Annotated in this window: 26 protein-coding genes and 1 pseudogene; 5 read left to right on the forward strand and 22 right to left on the reverse strand. The window is 59.3% G+C overall.

Annotation, left to right across the window (positions count from 1 at the left end; genetic code table 11):
- Positions 1 to 11: 11 nt before the first annotated feature.
- Positions 12 to 1,817, forward strand: coding sequence for a translation elongation factor 4 (gene lepA / locus DevBK_RS14635; protein ID WP_317185967.1), 1,806 nt, complete (start codon positions 12 to 14; stop codon positions 1,815 to 1,817).
- Between the two features lie 338 nt (positions 1,818 to 2,155).
- On the opposite strand, the gene DevBK_RS14640 is transcribed toward lepA, so the two are convergent.
- The 6 genes from DevBK_RS14640 to DevBK_RS14665 all read right to left on the reverse strand — a co-directional run bounded on the left by DevBK_RS14640 (position 2,156) and on the right by DevBK_RS14665 (position 4,442).
- A complete protein-coding gene (locus DevBK_RS14640; protein ID WP_317185968.1) occupies positions 2,156 to 2,581 on the reverse strand; it encodes a hypothetical protein in 426 nt (141 codons plus the stop codon).
- Between the two features lie 132 nt (positions 2,582 to 2,713).
- Entirely contained in the window at positions 2,714 to 3,115 is a 402-nt protein-coding gene (locus DevBK_RS14645; protein ID WP_317185969.1) for a hypothetical protein, read from the reverse strand.
- Complete coding sequence (locus tag DevBK_RS14650; RefSeq protein ID WP_317185970.1) at positions 3,112 to 3,453, reverse strand: hypothetical protein; 342 nt, start codon at positions 3,451 to 3,453, stop codon at positions 3,112 to 3,114. Before DevBK_RS14650 ends, DevBK_RS14645 begins: the two co-directional genes overlap by 4 nt.
- A complete protein-coding gene (locus tag DevBK_RS14655; RefSeq protein ID WP_317185971.1) occupies positions 3,446 to 3,778 on the reverse strand; it encodes a hypothetical protein in 333 nt (110 codons plus the stop codon). The genes DevBK_RS14650 and DevBK_RS14655 overlap by 8 nt, the downstream gene beginning before the upstream one ends.
- The gene (locus DevBK_RS14660) at positions 3,778 to 4,116 is read right to left on the reverse strand and encodes a helix-turn-helix domain-containing protein (protein WP_317185972.1); all 339 of its coding nucleotides are present in this window, start codon (positions 4,114 to 4,116) and stop codon (positions 3,778 to 3,780) included. The genes DevBK_RS14655 and DevBK_RS14660 overlap by 1 nt, the downstream gene beginning before the upstream one ends.
- Complete coding sequence (locus DevBK_RS14665) at positions 4,113 to 4,442, reverse strand: hypothetical protein (protein WP_317185973.1); 330 nt, start codon at positions 4,440 to 4,442, stop codon at positions 4,113 to 4,115. Before DevBK_RS14665 ends, DevBK_RS14660 begins: the two co-directional genes overlap by 4 nt.
- Before the next feature lie 314 nt (positions 4,443 to 4,756).
- Between DevBK_RS14665 and DevBK_RS14670 the strand changes: the two genes are divergently transcribed.
- Entirely contained in the window at positions 4,757 to 5,299 is a 543-nt protein-coding gene (locus DevBK_RS14670; protein ID WP_317185974.1) for a hypothetical protein, read from the forward strand.
- A gap of 305 nt (positions 5,300 to 5,604) precedes the next feature.
- On the opposite strand, the gene DevBK_RS14675 is transcribed toward DevBK_RS14670, so the two are convergent.
- From DevBK_RS14675 to DevBK_RS14690, 4 genes are all read right to left on the reverse strand, one after another.
- Positions 5,605 to 6,342 carry a L,D-transpeptidase gene (locus tag DevBK_RS14675; protein ID WP_317185975.1) on the reverse strand — a complete coding sequence of 246 codons (738 nt, stop codon included), beginning with the start codon at positions 6,340 to 6,342 and terminating at the stop codon, positions 5,605 to 5,607.
- 56 nt (positions 6,343 to 6,398) lie between these two features.
- On the reverse strand, positions 6,399 to 6,743 hold the full coding sequence (locus tag DevBK_RS14680; RefSeq protein WP_317185976.1) for a hypothetical protein: 345 nt from the start codon (positions 6,741 to 6,743) through the stop codon (positions 6,399 to 6,401).
- A gap of 51 nt (positions 6,744 to 6,794) precedes the next feature.
- On the reverse strand, positions 6,795 to 7,544 hold the full coding sequence (locus DevBK_RS14685; protein ID WP_317185977.1) for a SprT family zinc-dependent metalloprotease: 750 nt from the start codon (positions 7,542 to 7,544) through the stop codon (positions 6,795 to 6,797).
- A gap of 148 nt (positions 7,545 to 7,692) precedes the next feature.
- The gene (locus DevBK_RS14690; protein ID WP_061908671.1) at positions 7,693 to 8,151 is read right to left on the reverse strand and encodes a DUF2852 domain-containing protein; all 459 of its coding nucleotides are present in this window, start codon (positions 8,149 to 8,151) and stop codon (positions 7,693 to 7,695) included.
- A 136-nt stretch (positions 8,152 to 8,287) separates the two neighbouring features.
- On the opposite strand from DevBK_RS14690, the gene DevBK_RS14695 reads away from it, so the two are divergent.
- Positions 8,288 to 9,592 (forward strand): ActS/PrrB/RegB family redox-sensitive histidine kinase, encoded by a 1,305-nt coding sequence (locus DevBK_RS14695; RefSeq protein ID WP_317185978.1) that lies wholly within the window; start codon positions 8,288 to 8,290, stop codon positions 9,590 to 9,592.
- Between the two features lie 56 nt (positions 9,593 to 9,648).
- A complete protein-coding gene (locus DevBK_RS14700; protein ID WP_317185979.1) occupies positions 9,649 to 10,200 on the forward strand; it encodes an ActR/PrrA/RegA family redox response regulator transcription factor in 552 nt (183 codons plus the stop codon).
- A gap of 6 nt (positions 10,201 to 10,206) precedes the next feature.
- Here DevBK_RS14700 and DevBK_RS14705 read toward each other — a convergent pair whose 3' ends face one another.
- The 8 genes from DevBK_RS14705 to DevBK_RS14740 form a co-directional block, all read right to left on the reverse strand.
- Positions 10,207 to 10,554 carry a DUF1428 domain-containing protein gene (locus DevBK_RS14705; RefSeq protein WP_317185980.1) on the reverse strand — a complete coding sequence of 116 codons (348 nt, stop codon included), beginning with the start codon at positions 10,552 to 10,554 and terminating at the stop codon, positions 10,207 to 10,209.
- Between the two features lie 105 nt (positions 10,555 to 10,659).
- Positions 10,660 to 11,796: an MFS transporter gene (locus DevBK_RS14710; RefSeq protein ID WP_162236020.1), complete on the reverse strand. Its 1,137-nt coding sequence runs from the start codon at positions 11,794 to 11,796 to the stop codon at positions 10,660 to 10,662.
- A gap of 10 nt (positions 11,797 to 11,806) precedes the next feature.
- Positions 11,807 to 12,286 (reverse strand): MmcB family DNA repair protein, encoded by a 480-nt coding sequence (locus DevBK_RS14715; RefSeq protein WP_062628767.1) that lies wholly within the window; start codon positions 12,284 to 12,286, stop codon positions 11,807 to 11,809.
- On the reverse strand, positions 12,279 to 13,469 hold the full coding sequence (locus DevBK_RS14720) for an MFS transporter (RefSeq protein ID WP_062628768.1): 1,191 nt from the start codon (positions 13,467 to 13,469) through the stop codon (positions 12,279 to 12,281). Before DevBK_RS14720 ends, DevBK_RS14715 begins: the two co-directional genes overlap by 8 nt.
- Positions 13,466 to 14,638, reverse strand: coding sequence for an MFS transporter (locus tag DevBK_RS14725; protein ID WP_062628769.1), 1,173 nt, complete (start codon positions 14,636 to 14,638; stop codon positions 13,466 to 13,468). The genes DevBK_RS14720 and DevBK_RS14725 overlap by 4 nt, the downstream gene beginning before the upstream one ends.
- 76 nt (positions 14,639 to 14,714) lie before the next feature.
- On the reverse strand, positions 14,715 to 15,299 hold the full coding sequence (locus DevBK_RS14730) for a hypothetical protein (protein WP_062628770.1): 585 nt from the start codon (positions 15,297 to 15,299) through the stop codon (positions 14,715 to 14,717).
- A gap of 185 nt (positions 15,300 to 15,484) precedes the next feature.
- Positions 15,485 to 15,838, reverse strand: a complete 354-nt coding sequence (locus tag DevBK_RS14735) for a septal ring lytic transglycosylase RlpA family protein (protein WP_061908678.1) — start codon at positions 15,836 to 15,838, stop codon at positions 15,485 to 15,487.
- 439 nt (positions 15,839 to 16,277) lie between these two features.
- Entirely contained in the window at positions 16,278 to 16,913 is a 636-nt protein-coding gene (locus DevBK_RS14740) for a peroxiredoxin (protein WP_317185981.1), read from the reverse strand.
- A gap of 275 nt (positions 16,914 to 17,188) precedes the next feature.
- Here DevBK_RS14740 and DevBK_RS14745 point away from each other — a divergent pair, with 275 nt between their 5' ends.
- The gene (locus tag DevBK_RS14745) at positions 17,189 to 17,470 is read left to right on the forward strand and encodes a hypothetical protein (RefSeq protein WP_317185982.1); all 282 of its coding nucleotides are present in this window, start codon (positions 17,189 to 17,191) and stop codon (positions 17,468 to 17,470) included.
- Positions 17,471 to 17,505: 35 nt separating this feature from the next.
- On the opposite strand, the gene DevBK_RS14750 is transcribed toward DevBK_RS14745, so the two are convergent.
- The 4 genes and pseudogenes from DevBK_RS14750 to DevBK_RS14765 all read right to left on the reverse strand — a co-directional run bounded on the left by DevBK_RS14750 (position 17,506) and on the right by DevBK_RS14765 (position 21,677).
- Positions 17,506 to 18,027: a CreA family protein gene (locus tag DevBK_RS14750; protein WP_062628773.1), complete on the reverse strand. Its 522-nt coding sequence runs from the start codon at positions 18,025 to 18,027 to the stop codon at positions 17,506 to 17,508.
- Positions 18,028 to 18,110: 83 nt separating this feature from the next.
- Positions 18,111 to 18,401: a SelT/SelW/SelH family protein gene (locus tag DevBK_RS14755; RefSeq protein ID WP_317185983.1), complete on the reverse strand. Its 291-nt coding sequence runs from the start codon at positions 18,399 to 18,401 to the stop codon at positions 18,111 to 18,113.
- A 60-nt stretch (positions 18,402 to 18,461) separates the two neighbouring features.
- Positions 18,462 to 18,939, reverse strand: a pseudogene (locus DevBK_RS14760) (glutathione peroxidase).
- A gap of 56 nt (positions 18,940 to 18,995) precedes the next feature.
- Positions 18,996 to 21,677, reverse strand: a complete 2,682-nt coding sequence (locus DevBK_RS14765; protein ID WP_317185984.1) for a PBP1A family penicillin-binding protein — start codon at positions 21,675 to 21,677, stop codon at positions 18,996 to 18,998.
- Positions 21,678 to 21,944: the final 267 nt, after the last annotated feature.

Raw genomic sequence — 21,944 nt, forward strand, 5'->3', positions numbered from 1 at the left:
ATCAGGCGCGAATGACCACGCCGCTCAAGAATATCCGCAATTTTTCCATCGTCGCCCATATCGACCATGGCAAATCCACGCTCGCCGACCGCCTCATCCAGATGACGGGCGGGCTCGATCTGCGCGAGATGAAGGAACAGGTCCTCGACTCGATGGATATCGAGCGCGAGCGCGGCATCACCATCAAGGCGCAGACCGTGCGCCTCAATTATAAGGCGCAGGACGGCGAGGACTATGTCCTCAACCTCATCGACACACCCGGCCACGTCGACTTCGCCTATGAAGTTTCCCGCTCCATGGCCGCCGTCGAAGGCTCGCTCTTGGTCGTCGATGCCTCCCAGGGCGTCGAGGCGCAGACCCTCGCCAACGTTTACCACGCGCTCGACGCCAATCACGAGATCGTCCCGGTCCTCAACAAGGTCGATCTCCCCGCCGCCGATATCCCGCGCGTAAAAACGCAGATCGAGGATGTCATCGGCATCGATGCGTCCGATGCGCTCGAAATTTCCGCCAAGACCGGCGTCGGCATCGACACCGTACTCGAAGCCATCGTCACGCGCCTCCCAGCGCCAAAGGGCGATATCGATGCGCCGCTCAAGGCGCTGCTGGTCGATTCTTGGTACGATACCTATCTCGGCGTCGTCGTTCTCGTCCGCATCATGGATGGCGTGATGAAGAAGGGCCAGCGCATCCGCATGATGGCCTCGGGCGCCGTCTATGAGCTCGATCGCGTCGCCGTGCAGACCCCGAAGCTGGTGGAAGTCAAGGAGCTGACCCCCGGCGAACTGGGCGTGTTCACCGCCTCGATCAAGGAAGTCGCCGATACCAATGTCGGCGATACCATCACTGATGATAGGAAGCCCACCGCCGAGGCGCTGCCCGACTTCCGTCCGGCCCAGCCCGTCGTCTTCTGCGGTCTCTTCCCGGTCGATGCGTCGGACTTTGACGAACTGCGCGCCGCCATGGGCAAGCTGCGTCTGAATGACGCCAGCTTCTCCTTCGAAATGGAAACCTCAGCCGCCCTCGGCTTCGGCTTCCGCTGCGGCTTTTTGGGCCTTTTGCATCTCGAAATCATCCAGGAGCGACTCTCCCGCGAGTTCGATCTCGATCTCATCGCCACCGCCCCTTCGGTGGTCTACGAGGTCCAGATGACCAATGGCGAAGAGATCATGCTGCACAATCCGGCCGATTTGCCGGATGTGATGAAGATCGAGGAAATCCGCGAGCCCTGGATCAAGGCGACGATCCTCACGCCCGACGAATATCTCGGCGCGATCCTAAAACTCTGCCAGGACCGCCGCGGCATCCAGAACAATTTGTCCTATGTCGGCAATCGCGCCATGGTCGAATACGACCTGCCGCTCAATGAAGTGGTCTTCGATTTCTACGATCGCCTCAAGTCGATCTCGAAGGGCTATGCGAGCTTCGATTATCACCTCGATACCCATCGCGAGGGCGATCTCGTAAAGCTCTCCATTCTCGTCAATGCCGAGCCGGTCGATGCCCTCTCGATGCTGGTGCATAGGTCGGTCGCCGAATCCCGCGGCCGCCTGATGTGCGAAAAGCTCAAGGAGCTGATCCCGCCCCATCTCTTCGTCATCCCGATCCAGGCCGCCATCGGCGGCAAGATCATCGCCCGCGAAACCGTCCGCGCCATGCGCAAGGACGTCACGGCAAAATGCTATGGCGGCGACGCGACGCGTAAACGAAAACTCTTGGACAAGCAGAAAAAGGGCAAGGCCAAGATGCGCCAGTACGGGAACGTCAACATTCCGCAAGAAGCGTTCATCAAGGCGCTGAAGATGGGGGATGAATAGCTAGCAGCCGGCGTCTCCGACGCAAAATCGCTCCAGTGCAGCGATCTTAGGCTGCTAGGCCCGGAGAGCTACGCTCGCAGGGCGGCGCTAGCGCAAAGCCGAGGCGCCAGTGGCGCCTTGGCAGATTATTCGCCGGGTCGCTGCCAAAGGCAGCGGGCACCCGGTCCGATGCCGCAGTCGACAAAACCCAAGCCCACACCATCCCGCGAAAGCGGGGATTTTTGTTGGCCCACACCTTCAAGGCATCAGCACCCCCATTCAACCTCGCCATCTAGGGGGAGGCTAGGAGGACGGCACGTTGCTCGCAAAGTCGGTAGCCTAGCCAAGCATGATAAACGCTATGCATACTTTAAAGATATACTGCGTAGTCTAGCTGCGAACTCCGTGAGCATTCTAATTTCCAATCCGTGGCTATCATCAAAGGCATTAGCCGGATTAAACGCAGAGGGATTTGCGGGTGCAAAAGCATTTGCAAATTCCGCAGGTGTGAGCAGAGGAGCCAAACGCTGTTTCGCGGAAGCCCAGAAAATATCGGCCTGCTGTCTCCAGCCCTCGTACTCTGGCTCATCAACTATCTGCTTATAAGCTAGCTGGTCAGATTCAGCGCTCAGGGTGAGGACTGCTGAAAGCGTCTCTTCCCTAGACCTCTGAATAATTTGTTCTGCGGCAATCCGATTCTGCTCCCTAACCGAAGCTTGCCAGTCGCCGTTTATTGCAACCCACAGGGCACCAATTGCCGCAACAAAGGCAATCCAGAGCGTCACTGTGCTGCTTGTAAACCAATACTCCAAGGGCGGCACTATCGACCTCTTATTCATATTCTACCCGAACAAATCTGGGATAATTCCAGAATAATCTCGATGCACGGACGGCAACTCAATCTACGCATTGAGCCTCTATTTAGCATCCGCCAATATCGACTTTATCGTGGCCCTCGGAAGCCTTCGAAACAAGTTGCTCCACTTAAAAACAATAAATCCATCCTCCCGCGTTTCCCGCAGAAGCAAGTCTGCCTGCTTAAGTGGTTGCAGATGATGGTCGAGCGCTTGCTTTGTTTTATAGCCAAATTCAGCCACAAGCTGCTCCTTAGTCCGCGGATCTTCACAGGCCCGCATTATTTTTTTGGCGTCTTGCGTCTTAAGGCTTTCTTCGACGTATTTTCTGACTGCCGCAGAGTTGGAGATACTCGAAATGGTCTCGATCGCGCTAAGCCTCTCTCTGATGGCAATTAGCTCATCCTGTAGAGATTGGGAGGATACCTCGAGCCGATCCTTCTTTACTCTTCTCTCGTCGCTCATTCCTCCACCCCTGGTTTTGTGGCCTCTATCCCCGGCAACAGGTCAAAAGCTTTAAGATCAAAAAGGCGGACTCGCTTCTTCTCTGGGGTCAACTCCATTAGTCCCATCGCGCTGCAACGCGCTGTCAGCGCTACTACGGAGTTTGGACTCATCTTGCACGCCACTCGGACTTGCTCGAAAGAAGTATTTCCATCAAACATCTGATAAGCCGTACGAGACTTAGCATCGGGAAGTGCCGCCTCCAAGCTGGCCTTTACAGGCTCCCTCATAGCTACCTTCAACCAGGTACGGATCTCAGCAAGCACACCAACCAGTGTTTCTTCAGTTTCGTTAGGCATGATCCTCAAAGAAGTTTTTAGGAATGGATATCGCTATTTTTGGCTGCTTTATGTCACCTGAGAGCAGATTTTCTTTGAATAACGAAGAGACTAACGTGCTCAGGTGACCCTGATTCACTGACGTAGCGCGGCGAATATCTGCCTGTGTTCTAGTTCCGTCCATTAATAAAATGGAATTTTGCTTAGGAACGCTTGCTCCTGCGAGTTGGCGTAAAACGGCTCGCTGAGCCTCATCGCGCTGAGCAATCTTATCCTCAGCAAGCAACTCCAATAGATCGTGAATTTTTCTTAGGATAACTAGTGTTTCTGAAGCTTCGTCCTGCATCACACCTCTGGGGTATCGAAGAAATTTGGAGGCAATGACAACGCAAGACCGGGCTGTTTAGCATCGCTTCTTAAAATGCCAGCCTCCCTTAACGCTTTTACCAGCCCGCTAAGTTGACCTTTATCGATACCGCATTCTTCAACGATCTTTGCTTGCGTACGCGTACCATCCATCAACAATACAGCTTTCGCCTTGTTGGTCTTTGCGCTCCCTACAAGACCTCGCAAGACGTCACGCAATTTCTTGTCGCGTTCGGCAATTGCCGGCTCGGCAATCAGACGAAGCAAATCGCGCATCTCTTCCAAAACCGAGAGGATTTGAACGTCTAAGTCACTCATTCTGACGCCTTGAATGCTTCTAGGAAATTAGCTGGTATCGGGAAAACAGTCTTCGGATGCTTATCATCCACGCCGATCAAAGATGCTTCCCGCAAAGCTTTGACTAGGCGACTTAGGTCACCCATATCGATGCCACTCTCTCTGTTGATGGCAGCTTGAGAGCGACTGCCATCCATTAGGATGACCGCATCAGCTTTCCTCTTACTTTTACCAACAGCTTCTAGAAGCAACGTCCGCAACTTTTGATCCCTTACTGCAAGCGCAGGCTCTGCCATTAGCCGTAGCAGGTCTCTTATTTCTTTCAAAATCTCGGTGTCTTCGCTCATGAGGCGATCCCAACAAAGAATCTATTTTCTGTCAAACATATACAAACGTTACTCATAGAATCAGACCTTAATTCACTTCGTAAACTCGACTTATGAGATGAATTTAGACAAATAGTTAGCTGCCTCTGACGTATAAGCAAGCACCCAGTAAGCGTTCACAGTTTGAACGCTATTCTTTGTCTCGATTCCAGCGAGTTCTAAAAGTCCATTTGCAGCTAGCGACGTTGGAAACTAGCTTTCAGAACTAATCCCCGCCTCTCCATCCCGCCTTACCCTCTCTTGTCCGGCACATCGCCGAAAGACAGGAGACACCGATGCCCGTCGCGTCGTTCAACCAGACAATCAGCCACGCCCTCGCCATGCGCCACGAGGCGCTCTGGCTGCGCTTTCATGCGCTCCATAAAGACATCTGCGTCATTGCCGCCAAAAAACCCGACGCGCTTGTGGGCGAAAGCGAGCGGATCGTCGCCGAAGGGCTGATCCACGATATGCGGCCGTTTCTCTCAAAACCCATCAAGCCGCTGCCGTCTGCCGCGCTGCATTTTGCCGGGCTTGCCGTGCAGCTCGGGCAGTTCATGGCGCGGCTGGAGGATTTTGAAAATCGCCATGCCCATTGGGATGGCAAGCGCTTTTGCCGAGTGTGGCGCATCACGGGAGAGGGTGTGGGCGTGCCCGTCGGGCGGCTGCGCCAGGAGGTCAAACCCTATGAACTCCAGACTCACGATGGCAAGAATATGCGCGAGCTCCTGGCCAAGCGCCTCGAACAGCGCAATCGCCACATTTTCGAGATGGGGTTTAAGGCGGGGCTAGCCGCACGCATCGGACCGCCGCCGTCCCCGGCCAACCCTGACGCATAAAACTTATCCCCGCTTTGGCAGGCGCAGCTATAGTTGAGCCATCACCTCGCGCGGGCAGACTGCATGCGAACTGAGCGGGGTGAGCCGGTCGCGGTCCTTTCGCATGGATTGCGGGTTCGGGCATCGGCCGCCTCGCGACGAGCGATCAAAGAGGCGCTGTGGGTGCTGTCCTAAAACGCCGGTTTCCCGCGGTGGCTTTTGCCCCGTATTGACTACCCTGAGGGGGCAAATGCCACCGCGGGACTGCCTGACTTCCCAAAAGACACCCGCGCGGCCGAAACCGGCCCCGCGGGCGCTTTTGCACGTCAAACGGCTGCCGTCGTCGGTAGCGCCAGCCCCGCCGCAGGATCGGCGAGCACGACGATCGGCGCGCCGGGGCGAACGCGTTCGTAAAGGTCGATGATGTCTTGGTAGAGCAGCCGCACGCAGCCAGACGACACCGCCTTGCCGATCGAATGCACATCCATATTGCCATGCACGCGATAGAGCGTGTCGGTATTGCCCTGATGAATATAGAGCGCCCGCGGCCCCAGCGCATTATCGAGCCCTGGCGGCTGGCCATGGCGATACTTTTCGATTTCGGGCTGGCGCTCGATCATCTCGCTCGGCGGCGTCCAGGTCGGCCACTTGCGCTTATAGGCAATATGCGCGCGCCCGTTCCACTCGAACCCCGCCCGCCCGATACCGACGCCATAGCGCATCGCCCGGCCATTGGGCTCGGTCCAATAAAGGAACCGGTTGGCCGTATCGACCACCACCGTCCCCTCGGCCTCCCCGGTCGTGTTCTCCACCTCCTGCCGCCAATAGATGGGATCGAGCAGATGGATCGGCGCCGCCGGAATGGGAAAATCCTCATCCGGCAGCGGACCATACATGGTCAGCACCTCGGGCGGCACCACCCGCATCGGCGGCTCGGCCGTCGCCACGGTCGGGCGGGTCGAACCGGTTGTCGAACAGCCGGCCAGCGCCAGCGCGGCAAGGCTGGCGAACCCGGCCAGCACGGTGCGGCGCGATGGCGTCGCGCTCAAAGAAAGTTCAGTCATAATAATCCTCGGCCTCACGCGGAGGCGCTAAAACAGTGCGGAAAGAGCGTCGTGTTTCAGGCGAGGATTTTTATTGGCGGGCGGAGGAAAATGCTGCCTTCCCAAGTGGTCAGTACCTTGGCGAGGAAAAGCGCGGTTTCCTCTTTTTCCGAGACGGCGGGCAACACTGGCGCGGTTGGCGCAATGGCAAGATGCGAGCCACACGGCATGATGATACCCTGGCCAAGATCGATCTCGCCGCGCTGCACCTGCACCGTCACCCGGATCGGCTGGTTTGCCGCATCGACATGGTTGAGCACCACGATCGGGGTCGAGACATAGCGATGCGCATGGCCCGTCGTCATTCCTGCCGTGGCGGAAAAGGCGAGGAGAATCGCGATGAGAAGGGCAAGACGCTGCATGTCCAGCCGGTGCTGGGGCTCAATTGCGGCAGGATGGGGGCAGAGGTGGCTCTAGCTCGCCGATCCCGGGGGTTGCCACGCCATCAATTCGCGACCGTGTGCTTTTAGCCACGCTCGCCCCCGCTCCATATCCGGCAAGGTGCGCTTCACGGTCGACCAGAAAGCATCGGAATGGTTCATCTCGACGAGATGGGCGACTTCGTGAGCCGCGACATAATCGAGCACGAAGGGCGGTGCGAGGATCAGGCGCCAGTTGTAATTGATCGAGCCAGTCGAAGAACAGGATCCCCAGCGGCTCGATTGGCTGCGCAGTTTAATATCCTTGACCGTGACGCCGAGACGAGCGGCATGAAAGGCGCTGCGTTCGGTCAAATCGACGAGGGCCTCGGCCTTCAACCAGTCAAACAGCCGCCGCGGCTGGTGCTCGACAAGACCCGGGACCCGCAGTTCCGGCAGATCGAGCAACTCCACCCGCTCGACGCGGCCGCGCGATTGCCCCGTGCCGACGACGAGGTGGGGCACGCCACGCACCGGCACTTCGGCACCGGCCTCCAATGTCTGCCGCCGGGCGGCGCGAGGAAGCCGCGCAGCAAGCCAGTTGCGGTGCTTGAGAAGAAAGGCTTCGGCATCGGCCCAGCGCGCGCGTTCGGGAATAGTAAGACGTGGCCCGGTCGCTGGCAGCGACAGGCGAAAACTCGCGGCGCGCTTGCTGAGTTTGACTGCAACCTCGACCGGGCGGCCGTCGAGATCGACGGTAACGCTCTTGGGCGGTTTAGTAGCTTGGCGCAGGAATGAAAACATGAGGCCGCAGAATCAGTTCGGGTCAGTTTAGTGCGGTTTGCCGGCAAAGCCGATCAAACTTATCCCCGTCCCCTTTCATCCGAACAAAAATGGCGCCCTTGGGGGCGCCAGTTCACTTGGAGGTTTTCAGAAGGAAATGGGATCGGCTTTAGCCGTTATTGTTGTCCCAGCTATTGGCCGGCGGGGTGTTGTCGCCATAGCCCTGGCGATTGCCGCGGTGCTCGCTCATGAAGCGGTCAAACTCTTCACGATCCTTGGCCTTGCGCAGGTTCGCCATATAGTCTTGGAACGCATCGACTTCGGCATCGAGGCGAGCGCGTTCTTCGTCGAGACGACGAAGCTGGTCGGCGCGGTAGTCGTCGAAGGCGGCATTGCCCGAGGTCGAATAGTCACGGCCAAAGCCGGAAAAATGCTTCTTGTTCGAGCGCATAAAGCCGCATCCCTTGTTCCAGTAAGTTTGTGCCTTTTCGGCGGAGCCGCCGAACTTTTCACCCCAGAGGATGTAGCCCAACACCGCCAAGCCCAAGGGCCAGAAGATGATGAAGCCCATAACCATAAGGGCGATGGTCAGTGGCGACCATTGCGGTTTGATGATTGCTGTGTTCATGTCGTTTCAGTCTCCCAGTCACGATGCGCATAACGTGGCCCTCCCTGGGTCAGGATCAAGAATGTGCCTATGGGATTTCTAGGCTTGAAATGACGTTTTTCTCTTCCTATGCGGCGCATAGTCGTTCCGGTTCAGCATGAGCCCATTTGCCGTTTCGCCCAGCGAAGACATCTCCCATTGGCGCCCATTGCGCCTGCAGACTCTCGTGCTTTTGCGCTGGTTGGCAGTCGCCGGTCAGACCATCGGCGTCTTATTCGTGCAAATGGGGCTCGGCTTTCCGCTGCCGCTTTGGCAGTGCCTCTTGCTGATCGCACTCTCGGCAGCGCTCAATGTCGGGCTCTATTTTCGCTATGGCGCCAAGGGCGAACTCTCGCCGACTTTTGCCGCGATCCAGCTTGCTTTCGACCTTTGCCAGTTGGGTGGCCTCTTGGCGCTGACCGGCGGCCTTCTCAATCCGTTTTCGCTGCTGCTGCTCGCGCCGGTTTCGGTGTCGGCGACGACGCTACCGCCGCGCGAGACGCTGTTTATCTCCGTCCTTGCGGCCATGGTCGCCTCGCTCATCGCCATTATGCACATGCCGCTTCCGTGGTTGCCCGGCGAAGTGCTGGAGTTCAACCGCATCTATGTGATCGGCATCTGGGTCTCGATTGTCTGCGGCATTGCCTTCATTGCCGCCTATACGATCCGCGTGGCGCATGAATCGCGTCTAATCGCCGATGCTCTGGCCGCGACGGAACTGGCGCTGTCGCATCGCGAGCAGTTGACCGCACTTGATGGGCTCGCTGCAGCCGCAGCGCACGAATTGGGCACGCCGCTCTCCACCATCGCCCTGGCGGCAAAGGAAATGCGCGCCGAAGCCGAGGAAGGCAGCGCACTGGCCGAAGACGTGGAGCTGATCATCTCGCAGGCGGCGCGGTGTCGGGCAATTCTCTCAAAGCTGCGCAATCTTGGCAGTGATCCGGCAGACCCCTTCGCCGAAGCGCCGCTGATGGATATCTTGGCCGAAGTGTCGCGGCCACATGAGGGGCGCGGCAAGGCGATCCTCTTTTATTCCGAGCGCGCCTTGGGCGAACCGCCGGTGTTTCCGCGCTCGGTGGGCCTCCTCTATGGCCTTGGCAACCTCATCGAAAATGCCAGCGATTTTGCCAAGGAGACGGTTCGGATCGATACAGCCTGGGACCAATCGAGCATCAGCGTCACCATCACCGACGATGGTCCCGGCTTTGCTCCCGAATTGATCGCCCGGCTCGGCGAGCCGTACCTGACCAGCCGCCCGCGCGATCCGCATGGTTCCGACTCGCACCAGCCGGGTGGCTTAGGGCTGGGTATCTTTATCGCCAAGACCCTCCTCGAGCGCACCGGGGCGCGGCTAAGCTTTGCCAATGAAAAGGCGACTGGTCATGCGCGGGTCCATGTAACATGGCCGCGTCAAACCGTCTGATACGATCCAAGGCTTGGGTTTTGACGTAACACTAGCAACCCCGTATGGAATTGGTCATGAACACGCTCGAAGACATGTTGGCCGCCGATCCAAGTCTGTTGCTCGTTGATGACGACACGGCCTTTCTCTCCCGCCTTGAACGCGCCATGGACCGGCGCGGCTTTTCCGTGCGCATTGCCAGTACGGTGGCCGATGGCATCGCCGCAGTGAACGAACAGCCGCCGGCCTTTGCGGTGGTGGATTTGCGGCTCGAGGACGGCAACGGGCTCGACGTGGTTTCGGCGCTACACCAGAAGCGACCCGATGCCCGCGCCGTGATCTTGACTGGCTATGGCAATATCGCGACGGCCGTTACGGCCGTGAAACTTGGGGCGATGGATTATCTTTCCAAGCCCGCCGACGCCGACGATGTCATCAATGCGCTCTTGGCAACCGGCGAGGACAAGCCCGAACCGCCGGAAAATCCGATGTCGGCCGACCGGGTGCGCTGGGAACATATTCAACGGGTCTATGAGCTTTGCGATCGCAACGTCTCTGAGACTGCCCGACGGCTCAATATGCATCGGCGCACGCTGCAGCGAATTCTCGCCAAGCGCGCGCCGCGCTAATTCGGCCTAGACGTCGAGCAGGTTGGCAAAACCGGCAAAGATCATGCGCTTGCCGTCGAACGGCATTTCCATGGCGCCCATTTCCGGGTCGCTCATCATCTTCTGCTGAACGGCGTCGCGCGTTGCCTTGTCGGGATATTCGATCCAGGAGAAGACGACCACTTCATCGTCCTTGGCGTGGACGGCGGTGTAAAAATCGTTGAGTTCACCCTTAGGCACGTCGTCGCCCCAGTTTTCGGTGACGCGGGTTGCGCCCCACTGCTTGAACAGCACGGCAGCGGCCTTGGCGTGAGCGATGTACTTTTCCTTATTGGCTTTGGGTACGGCGGCGACAAATCCATCGACATAGGTCATTCGGTCTCTCCTCTTGGGTCCATATTCGATTGAGCGCCAGACGCTGAACCAGCGCCTGTCGCCATCGCGACGAACGAGACTACCACGGTTCGACACAGCGGATATTCAAACCGGTTTCGGCTGCAACCGTCCTGCCATGGCGAAGGTAAGGATGAGAAGCGGGATGAGCATGGCAAAGGCCAGGCGCACGCCCACGCCCTGTGCGACCGCCCCAATAAGAGCGGGGGCACCGAGATTGACGAGCTGGAAAATCAGCGTCGTTGCCGCGACGTTCTGCGAGGCCGGACGATCGCCGAGGCGCGCTGCAGCCGAAAGCATGAGGGGATAGAGCACGCAAATGCCGATGCCGACGGCGAGGAAACCGAAGAGCGCGATATAGGCATTGGGCGCCAGCACCGTCAGCGCCATGCCCGCGATCGCGACGGACGAAAGCGTCCGCGCGACACCCACGGGGCCGAAGCGATCAATGAAGCGATCGGCCACCAGACGCCCGGCAGCCATGGCGACAAGCAGGGCCGGCAGCGCGAGGGATTCGACAAAGGCTGGGACGTCAAAACTGTCGCGAAGATAGATGATCGACCAGGCGCGCGAGGCGCCTTCGGTGAGACCCGCGCCAAGGCCGAAAGCTACCAGCCCCAGCGTGGCCAAGGTCGGTAGAGCCAGCTTCTTGGCCTTCTCGCCCGTATAGGCGCGGGGCGGCATCGGCACCATGGGCACGACGACAAAGAGCAGCAGCGCCAGGAGTAGGGGCACCATGCTCCAGAGATGGATTTCGGGGGAAACGCCGAGACCACGCAGAGCCGCGCCCAGAAGCGAGGTGAACAAGAACCCGACGCTCCAGGCGCCGTGGCAGGTGTTCATCACGCGCTGGTCCGTTCCTGCCTCGACGCGATCGGCTTCGACATTCATCGCGATATTACTGAGCGAAAAGCCGGTGCCGTTGATGGCGAGCAGGGTGAAAAGAGCGAAGGGGGTCAGCAACACCGTCGAGAGCGCCGCCGTTATGATGACGATCGGCAGGACTGCGAGAATAGTCCGGCGCGGCCCGAAGCGTTCGATGATGGCGCTCGAAAAGAGGAACATGGCGAGGCCACCAAGTGGTTGGCCCATGAGGACGAGCCCGAGTTGGCCCTCGGAAATGTTCATCGCCTCCTGCAGATCCGGAATGCGCGTATGGATAGCGCCGGCGGCCAAGGCATGGGTGAAGAACAGCGCGACGATGCGCCAGCGGGTGCAGTTCATTTCCATCCGATCAGCGCGGACCAGGATCCAGCAACACGTGGATGCGGTCGGCGCCGAGCCTGGCGAGTTTGAGCATCAGGGCCTTGCGGCGCGCCGGAGCGAGCGGGGTTTCGGGACTATCGCGGAGGATCGCGCCATCGTGCCCATCGGCAACGATCAGCCCTTCGCTCTCGGGAAAGATTTCGCTATCGAGCTCGGGTGGCTTGGCGAAGAAGAACTTGTCGGAAAACTCCCGGTATTCGGGCCATTTCCGATCGACCTGAAAGTCAATCAGGCTCGACTTGATCTCGATGATCCAGATCTCTCCCTTGGGGCCCACCGCCAAAACGTCGGCGCGGCGGCCGTTGCTGAGCGGCACTTCGGCATAGCAGGCCATGTCGTGCCGCTCGCGCAGCATGCGCATGACGCCGCGCTGAACACGCAGGGCGGTTGCCGATTGCCGGAGATCGACAATCGGCGGCAGGTCGCTGTGCTGCCCGTCCTCAGCCATTGGGCCCGAGGGGCTCGGGCGGCATGCCATGCGGCGCGTCGACCTTTCTCGTGCCGAGCGCAAAGCTCGAGGCCCAAAGACCAGCAAGCAGCAGCGGCAGGCAGATCAGGTAAGACATGCGGATGCCGAGATATTCGGCGACGAAGCCGAGCAGCGGCGGAGCGAGGAAGAAGACGACGAAGCTCACCTGGCCGATGGCCGCGACGTTGACGGCAGCCGGACGATCGGTGCGCTGCGCGGCGGCGGAAACGGCCAGCGGATAAACCGCCGAGCAACCGGCGCCCATCAGAGCAAAGCCGAGCAAAGCCAGTTCCGGCGATGGCGCGGTGCCGACGAGCAAAGCGCCGCCGCTGGCTGCGGTCAGCATGACCATGGCGACATTGCGCGGGCCAAAGCGGGCGACGATCGGATCGGCAGAGAGGCGCATCGCGGCCATGAAGAAGGCAAAGAGGGCAAGGCCCATGCCGCCGACAAAAGGCTCAACCGCGAAGACGTTCCGCATATAGATCGCCGACCAATCGATCCCGGCGCCTTCGACGAGGAAAGCGGCAAAGCCGATGAGGCAAAGCGGCAAAAGACCCCAATTGGGGAAGGCGAAGCGATGACCGGCATCGCCTTCGGCATGCACAGGTTTGGGCGCTTCGGTGGCGCTGAAGAGGAGATAGCCACCGACGAGAAGCACGATCAAGGCAACGATACCCTGATGCCAGGCGGCGCTGATACCGGACTGACGGATCATGGCGCCAAAGAGGGCCGTGACGAAGAAGCCGACGCTCCAGAAGCCGTGGGCGCGGTTCATGAAGCGCTTGCCGGTCTGCATTTCTAGCCGGTCGATCTCGACATTGAGATTGATTTCGAGCGCCCCGGCCAGAAGGCCGGCAAAGAACAGGACGGCGAACATGGCTGGAGCCACGGGTAGCCATGGAATGGTGGCAAAGAGCACGGCGGGACCGAGGACGGTCAGCAGCGCCGTCTTCCGGAAGCCGAGGCGTTCGATATAGGGCGGGCCGACGGTCAGCGAAATCAGCGAACCGATGGACATGCCGATCATGGTGAGACCGAGCTGGCCCTCAGAGATCTGTAGATGTGTCTGGATATCGGGCAGGCGCGCCATCAGTGCGCCGGTTGTGACCGCGAAGAGAAAGAAGCTCGCATAGATGCGATGCTGGGCCTGGATCATCATGGCGTAACCTCATGAGCGAGCGGCTTCCGGCCCAATGTGGGGGCCGTGAAGAAGCCAAGAAGCACAAGGGGAATACCGACGCCGAAAACCCACTGAATGCCGAAGTGCTCAGCGATATAGCCCAGAAGCGGCGGGCCTAACAGGAAGGCGGTGAAAGAAAACTGCGCGAGCGCAGCCACATTGACCGAAGCGGGGCGATCAGTCTGCTGCGCGGCCGCCGACATGGCGAGCGGGAACAGCGCGCTCGACCCGACGCCGATCAGCGCAAAGCCGAGGTAAGCGACCCAGGCGGCGCCGGCAAAGAAGGCCAGCAGCACGCCAATGCCGAGAAGGGTCAACAGCACGCGGGCCACCACGACCGGGCTGAACCGTTCGACGAAACTATCGGCAAAGAAGCGGGCAACGCCCTGCGAGCCGGCAACAGTGGCCACGGCAAGGCCGGCGAAGAAGGGCTCGGCGTCAAAGAGATTGCGCATATAGATCGCCGACCAGTCGATCCCGGCGCCTTCCATGAGCATGGCGGAAAGACAGACGCCGACAAGCGCCATGATCGGCAGGGTCGGGCGGGCAAAGCGGGGCGGCTCTTCGTCGCTGCCGCCGGCGCGGTGGGGCGCGGGTTGGAAGCGGCCGAGCAGCAGAAGTGTTGCGAGGATAACCACGGGGATCATCAGCATCAGGTGGTAATGCACCTCAAGGCCAGCTTGGGCGATGAAGGATCCAACAATGCCTGCGGCGAAAAAGCCCAGCGACCAGAAGGCGTGGGCGCGGCTCATGATGCGCCGGCCGATGGCGTGCTCGACGCGATCGGCCTCGACATTGATGATGATCTCGATGGCCCCGATGGTGAGACCGACAGGCACGAGAAGCAAGAAGAAGGCCAGCGGGGTCTGCGCCCAGCTTGCAAGCGCGTAAAGGGCGGACAACAGCGGAATAGCGAACAGCAGGACGCGGCGATAACCGATGCGTTCGACGAAGTGGCCTGCAAAGGTCAGCGAGATCAGCGTGCCGCAAGCAGATCCGATCAGCGCCAGGCCAAGAGCGCCCTCACCGACCTGCATCGCCTCCTGAATATCGGGCAGGCGCGGGAAGATGCTGCCCATGCAGAAGGAATAAACAAAAAACGCCCCGAAGACCTTGATCTGGGGCGGCAAATCGATGCCGAATCGCATGATGGAAAATGCTCGAAAGATCAGACAGCGCGACGCTAGGCGATTTCGGCTTTGAGTGAAATAGGGCCGAAAGGCTTTATTGCAACGTTTGCATTGGCTGTCCGCTACCGGATGGTTGGAAGAGCTCATCGCGTTTGATCGAGATGCCTTCCCGCACATGGCGCATGACTTCAAGCCGGCGGAATGGGCCGCCCATACGGCCAGATTGGCCGGTCACCGGCAGCGTCGAAACGCGGTTGCGGCGGTCTGGGCCGAAATAGCCCGCAGCCTCATAGAACACGACGTGCCGACCCACCTGCCGTTCAAGCCTAGCGCGCAATGCCGCTTCGGTTTGCGGAAGAGCAATGACATCGTCAAAGCCGAGATTGATGCAGCCAATGGTGGCTTCGACCGACAAATCTTCAGCACAGTAGACCATCGGCGAAAACCGTACGGCAGGATTAGCCGAAAAGCGAATATCGCGCGCCACTTGCCGCAGCTCGGCGATATTGGGTACGCCGGAAAACAGGAAATAACAGAGGGGCGTCTCGTCAGCCTGTTGCTCGACCTGACTGAGGCCGCGATAGCTTGAGACGCCGGTAAAGCCGAGGTCCGTCGCCGTGCCGAAAAGAGAGGACCAAGTCTTGTCTTGTGGTCCGACGATATAGGCATAAGCCTTCATCAGAACTGCCCCCCGCGTGTTTACGGAGCGAACGTTAAAGCGGAGTGGATAACGACTGGATAACAGACGCCAAAGTATTTGGCCTTATCTAGTATTTGTAAGTCAGATGCTGATGGGTCTAAGCCGAACAAAACAAAGGCCGCCCAGAGGGCGGCCGTGTAATGGGGTTTGGAAGCAACGGCGCGTCAGTCCTGGGCAAGACAGACGGTGGTGGTGCCGCGATTGCGGAAACCGAGAGCAGTCGCTGCAGCCTTGGAAAGATCGATGATGCGCTTGCCATGGAATGGACCGCGGTCGTTGATGACGACTTCGATCGACTTACCACTGTTTTGATCGGTGACTTGCACTTTCGTGCCGAAGGGAAGGGAACGATGTGCCGCCGTCATGGCGTTCTCGTTAAAGACATCTCCCGATGCTGCCCGCTTGCCGTTGAAGCCGGGGCCGTACCAGGAAGCGCCACCACATTGTGCGTAAGCTGCCGAAGTTGAGAGTGCGAGGGCAGCCGCCGCTGCGGCGACGAGAACGGCTTTTCTTACCAATGGTCCATGCTCACTGAAGTTTTCGATGGACTGGTGAATAATGTGGCGGAACGGCCTGATTGTGGGCGCTTTGCGATCACAGGGTTAATTGTTGCCTTGATGCCGCAGATTGGCGGCAGAGAACCGTTAACCATTGGCCCAGACTTGGCGGATTCTTAGAAACTGAATCTCAAGACTCGCTGAATCCTCGCGTATGAGACGCTGATCGGTAAAAATTGGGAAACCACATTGTTTATTGTGGCCCTGGTGCAACGGTTCCGCAGAAGATAAGAAAAAACCCGGATTTGCTGACTTTTGGCCTGTGAATAACGCGGAAATCTCCATTTGTGGCATTCCAAGCCGCAAATGTGGCAGGATTTCCCGCGCGATTGCGGCAAAGAAAAAGGGCGATGGAAGCTCCATCGCCCAGGTCAGTCAGGGAGAAGACAGGTGCCGGCGCTCAGGAGCGCGGCTGTGGCACAATGCGCAGATAGGGCTTCAGTTCCTTCCAACCCTCGGGATACTTGGTCTTGGCCACCTCGTTGGTCACGGCTGGGACAATGATGACGTCCTCACCGTTCTTCCAGTTCACGGGCGTTGCCACCTGGTGCTTGGCGGTCAGTTGCAGGCTGTCGATGACGCGGATGACCTCGTCGAAGTTGCGGCCCGTCGAGGCCGGGTATTCGATCTTGAGCTTCACCTTCTTGTCCGGCCCAATCACGAAGACCGAGCGGACAGTCAGGGTGTTGTCGGCGTTCGGGTGGATCATGTCATAGAGACGCGCAACCTTGCCTTCGGTATCGGCGAGGAGCGGGAAGTTGAGCGAAGCGCCTTGGGTCTCTTCGATATCCTTGGCCCAGCCGCCGTGATCTTCGAGCTTGTCGACAGAAAGACCAAGCACCTTTACGCCACGCTTCTCAAATTCCGGCTTGAGCTTGGCGGTGTAGCCAAGTTCGGTGGTGCAGACCGGGGTAAAATTCTTGGGGTGGCTGAAAAGCACAGCCCAGGACCCTTCGATATAATCGTGGAAGTGAATGGTGCCCTCGGTGGATTCGAGGGTGAAATCGGGGGCGGTATCGCCAATCAGAATTGCCATCGTTCTCTTCCTTCGCCGGTTGGCGCAGCCGTATCGTTCGATGAAGAATATCGTACTGTCGGCCAGCGCTTGAAGGGGTGTCAGCTGGAATTCTTTTGTGCATTGATCGGTTATGACGCGACGACATTCCAATCTAGCACGAGGCGCTGAGGACGCACCAATTTGGAACAGGCGCGGCATTCAAGTGGATTATTGAGCGAACCGATCCGGTGCTGAGGCGTTTGCCTAGTGTTGCTCAATTGAAATTTCACGTTTAGCGCACTTGGAGAACCAAGATGAAATCCTCCCTCATTGCTATGACTGCCGCTCTCGCCCTCAGCATTGGTGGCAGCGCTGCCCTCTTCGCGCAGGAGGCTGTAGAAGCCCCAACCACCCTCAATGACTGCCTTGTGCAGGAAGGCGCAGGTTCAACAGCGCCAGGCGATTCCCTTGCGACTGAAACCAATGCTGATAGCAACGATTCTCAGGACGCGACTGATAACCCACCGGCTCAGGGGCTTGCCCCAGCGGTCGGCGATGAGGTCACGTGCCCAGGCACGGACGATAGCGCCGAGTAACAAAAAAGGCCCGCTTCGGCGGGCCTTCCTCTTTTCTACTGCACCATCACCGATCCTGAGACAGCGCCACCAGTCGGCGCGCCGTTTTTCCAGGTGACGTCGAGCCCATTAAGCGGCACGACGGAAAGACTCATCTTGCCCGAGCCCTGCTGGATCTGCCGCGCATGGGCGAGATAGATCAGCGAATTGTTGGCTGGGTCGTAAATGCGGGTAACGCGCAAGGATTTCCAGATCAGCGACCGCGCCTGCTGGAAGATCTCCTGGCTGCCGCTGGTCTTAATATCCCCAACGGTGATCGGTCCAACCGCCGAGCAATCGAGTGCGGAATAAGACGGGTCTTCGAACCAGTTGCCCTGGCTGATCCGGTCGATGAAGGAGCGGTTGAAGAAGGCCAAGTGGCACACGACGCCCTCTACGTCTGGATCGGCCACAGCTTCGACCGAAATGTCATTGCCTGTCCAATCGACGCCGACACTGCCCACTTCATCGCGATTGCCACAGGCGGCAAGGGCGAGAACGGCAACCGAAACCATGGCGATGCGCGCAAAAATCTTCATAAGGGTCCTCCAAGACCCCAAAGACATGGGGCGCAACCGAACGCCTGACAAGACTAATCGTTCAGTACGCCCTACTCGCTCGCCTAGACGCGATCGACATGGCCGAGACTGCGCTCGGGATCGATCCTGTCGCGCACCATCTGCTTGAGCACGCGGCTATCCGGAAAGCCGCCATCACGCTTGCGCTCCCAGACAAGCTCATCGCCAAAACTGATCTCGAAAATACCACCCGTACCGGGGATAAGGGTGACGGAGCCCAATTCGAGCGAAAATGTCGAGAGCAGTTCCTGTGCCATCCAGGCGGAGCGCAGCATCCAGTTACACTGCGTGCAATAGGTGATCGAGATCGCCAGCTTCGGCGCATCAGTTGTCATGCTTCCCCGCTCCGACATTGTTGAAGTTGCGCGCCCAGGCTTAGACGGCCAGCACTGGGATCAAAGCAGTTTTTCAATATCGCCGGAAATATCGGCAGGTTCCGTCGTTGGCGCATAGCGCTCAACCACGGCGCCCGAACGGTCGATGAGGAATTTGGTGAAATTCCATTTGATCGCCTCGCTGCCCAGAATGCCGGGAGCGGATTCCTTGAGCCATTTGTAGAGCGGATGCGCTTCGTCCCCATTGACGTCGATGCGCGAAAAGATCGGAAAGGTCACACCGTAATTGACCTCGCAGAAGCTGGCGATCTCTTCATTGGTGCCCGGTTCCTGGCCCGCAAACTGATTGCAGGGAAAACCGAGGACGACCAGACCGCGCGGACCAAATTGCTTGTAGAGCGCTTCGAGCCCCGCATATTGCGGGGTCAGTCCACATTGGCTTGCGACATTGACAATGAGAACGACCTTGCCGTCGAAATCGGCCAGTGGCTGCGGCGCCCGAGAGCAGCGGCAGGGTGAAATCGGCAAGGGTCGTCATGGTTTGGTCCTGGAGAAGGTAACGCTGAGAAAAAGGCCCCAACGAGGGGCCTTCTTTTAGTTTCCGAACAGCAGATCCATCAAGGTGCGCTGGGAGCGCTCGTTCTGATAGGCGGGCTCCTGGCCACCAACTGGCGCAGGTGGCGCGAATTGGTCGACCGGTTGCACCTGCTGGCCCTGGATCTGCTGCGGCTGATTATTGGCCGCCGGCGCGCTGGGCACCCAGACCTGCTGACCCGTCGCCGGATCAACGACCAGCACCATGGGGAGCCCGGTCTGCGGATCGATAGGCGCAGAATTGTCCACCGGCGCGGCGCCGAACCCATTGGGTTGCGTTGTCTGCAAGGGGAGGCCGGTAACCGGATCGATCTGATTGCCCTGCGCATCATATTGCGGCTGCGTCGCTTCGACCGGAAGGCCGGTGGCTGGGTCAGTCATCGTGCCGGTCTGGATCGGCGGGTTCATCGTTGCCGCGCCGCCATTGAGCGTCAATGCCGGATTGGGCTGACCAGTCGCTGGATCGATCGCCACAACCTGCCCGGTTGCGGGGTCGGTCATGGTCTGCACGGGCTGGCCCGTGCCGCCATCGACATATTGAACCTGTGGCTGCCCCGTCGTGGGGTCGATCACCGGCTGGCCTGTAGCCGGGTCAATCACCTGTTGGGCAACCATCTGGCCCTGATAGGAGCCGCCGGGAATAGCCTGTGGCGAGCGGCCGGCATGCGCTTTGGTCATATATTCGGACCAGATCTGCGCCGGCACATTGCCGCCCGAGAGCGTCGTCTTGGTGTCGTTGTCATTGCCAAGCCAAACGCCGGTGACCATGGCGGAGGTGTAGCCGACAAAGAGCGCGTCGCGAGCGTTTTGGCTGGTGCCGGTCTTGCCGCCGAATTCCCAACCGCCGAGATTGGCGCCGCGACCGGTGCCCACTTCGACCGCCGTCTCAAGCATGTCGTTCATTTCGCCGAGCACGTTTGGATCGACAACTCGTCCAGGACCCGCGTCTGAAGCCTCATAGAGCACCGTGCCATCCTTGCCGGTGATCTTGGTGATCACATTGGGGATGACGCCCATGCCGCCATTGGCAAAGGGTGCATAAGCCGAGGTGAGCTCGAGAAGGTTCACTTCCTGCGTGCCGAGGGCAATCGACGGCACCGGGGTCATGGGCGAGGAAATGCCCATGCGCGTTGCAACCTCGATCACCTTTTCAGGCGTCACGTCGATGGCGAGGCGCCCGGCAATGGTGTTGAGCGAATAGGCCAGACCCTGCCGCAACGTCACCGTGCCGGCATATTTGCCCGAGGCATTGCGGGGGCTCCAGCCATTATATTCGAACTGGGCGTCCTCGGCCAAGGTGTCGGGCGTATAGCCCTTTTCCATGGCCGCCATATAAACGAATGGCTTGAAGGTCGAACCGGGCTGGCGCTTTGCGGTAACGGCGCGATTGTACTGGCTCGCCTGATAATCGACGCCGCCCACCATGGCGCGCACGGTCCCGTCGACATCCATGGAGACGAGTGCGCCCTGGCTGAAGCCACGCTTCTTGCCCTCGTTAGCGACAGCCTCCTTGACGATGAACTCGGCGTCCTTTTGCATCTTCCAGTCGATGGTGGTCTGCACCACGACGTCATCCTTGATGTCCCCGATATAGGACGTCATCAGGCTTTCGACCCAGTCGGCCACGTAAGATTCCGAACCGGCGACAACGGTACGCACGGTTTCCTGGCTGGAGTCGATCTGCGCGGCATCCGCTTCTTCGCGGGTAATATAGCCTTCTTGCGCCATCAGGTTGAGAACGATGCGCTGGCGTTCGATGGCGCGCTGCGGATTGGCTTTTGGATTATAGGCTGATGGCGCGGGCAAAATGCCGACAAGCATGGCGGCTTGGCCGAGCGATAGATTGCGCGCGGAAACGCCGAAATAGGTCTGCGCCGCGGCCTCGATGCCGGTGGCGCCGGCGCCGAAATAGACGCGGTTCATATAGAGTTCGAGAATTTCTTCCTTGGTGTAGTTCTGCTCGAGCCACACCGCGAGGATGGCTTCCTGCACCTTACGGCCAAGGGTCTGGTCCGGCGTCAGGAAGAGGTTTTTGGCGACCTGCTGGGTCAGGGTCGATGCGCCGCGGGTCACGCCGCGCGCTTCGATCGATTCAATCGCCACGGACAAAAGGCCGATCGGGTCGACGCCGAAATGGGTCATGAAGCGACGGTCTTCCGAAGCGATGAAGGCCGCCGGCACATAGGCTGGCAATTCGCGGAAGGTCACGGCCTCGCCGCCCGTCTGGCCACGGTTGGAAATCAGGCTGCCATCAGCCGCGAGAATTCGGATATTGGGCGGTCGGTCGGGAATAGCCCAACTCGTCGAAGACGGTAGCTGGGCGCCGTAATAAACGACGACCGCAATAACGGCGAGCCCGCCCCAAAGGCAGGCGACGAAACCCCACCACAAAAGCCCCATAAGAAAGCCGCCACTGCGGGAGCGGCGCTTCTTGGGCTTGGCGGTTTCGGCCTTGCCGCGACGCGGCTGCTTTTCGCCCCGGGGCGGCTTCTTGTTGCTCGGCGGCTTACCGCCGCCGCCGCCACCGATCTGGCCACCTGAACGTTCATCGTCGACAAAGCTGCCGACGGACTGCCCGAGGCTCGGTTCGACCCGAGCACCCTTCTTGGTCTGCGCTTGGGGCTTGGCCGTTCTTTTGGGCTGGGCACCAACACGGTCATCGGCCGAAATGCGGAAGTCCATCGAGCAAACCTAATCCAGGGGGTCTGATGCCGCTTCTACCCTGTTCGCCCAAGGAGGGAAACAAAAGGTAAGTGAGCGGTTAAAGTCCGGCGGTGCGCTTCATGCCAATATGCCTGACGCGTCCTTCTTTCGGACAGCACCCGTTCTCTGCAGTAAATGTGGCCGGTTTATGTGAGAAAGCACAGTCCTGAAGCAAGTGTGTCCGGTTCGACACATCGATCACTTTGCAGTGGCAGCAGCTTTCGGCGGGAACAGGACCACTGCGTA

Origin of the sequence: Devosia sp. BK, assembly GCF_032907385.1 — a bacterium.
Classification (GTDB): Bacteria; Pseudomonadota; Alphaproteobacteria; order Rhizobiales; family Devosiaceae; genus Devosia.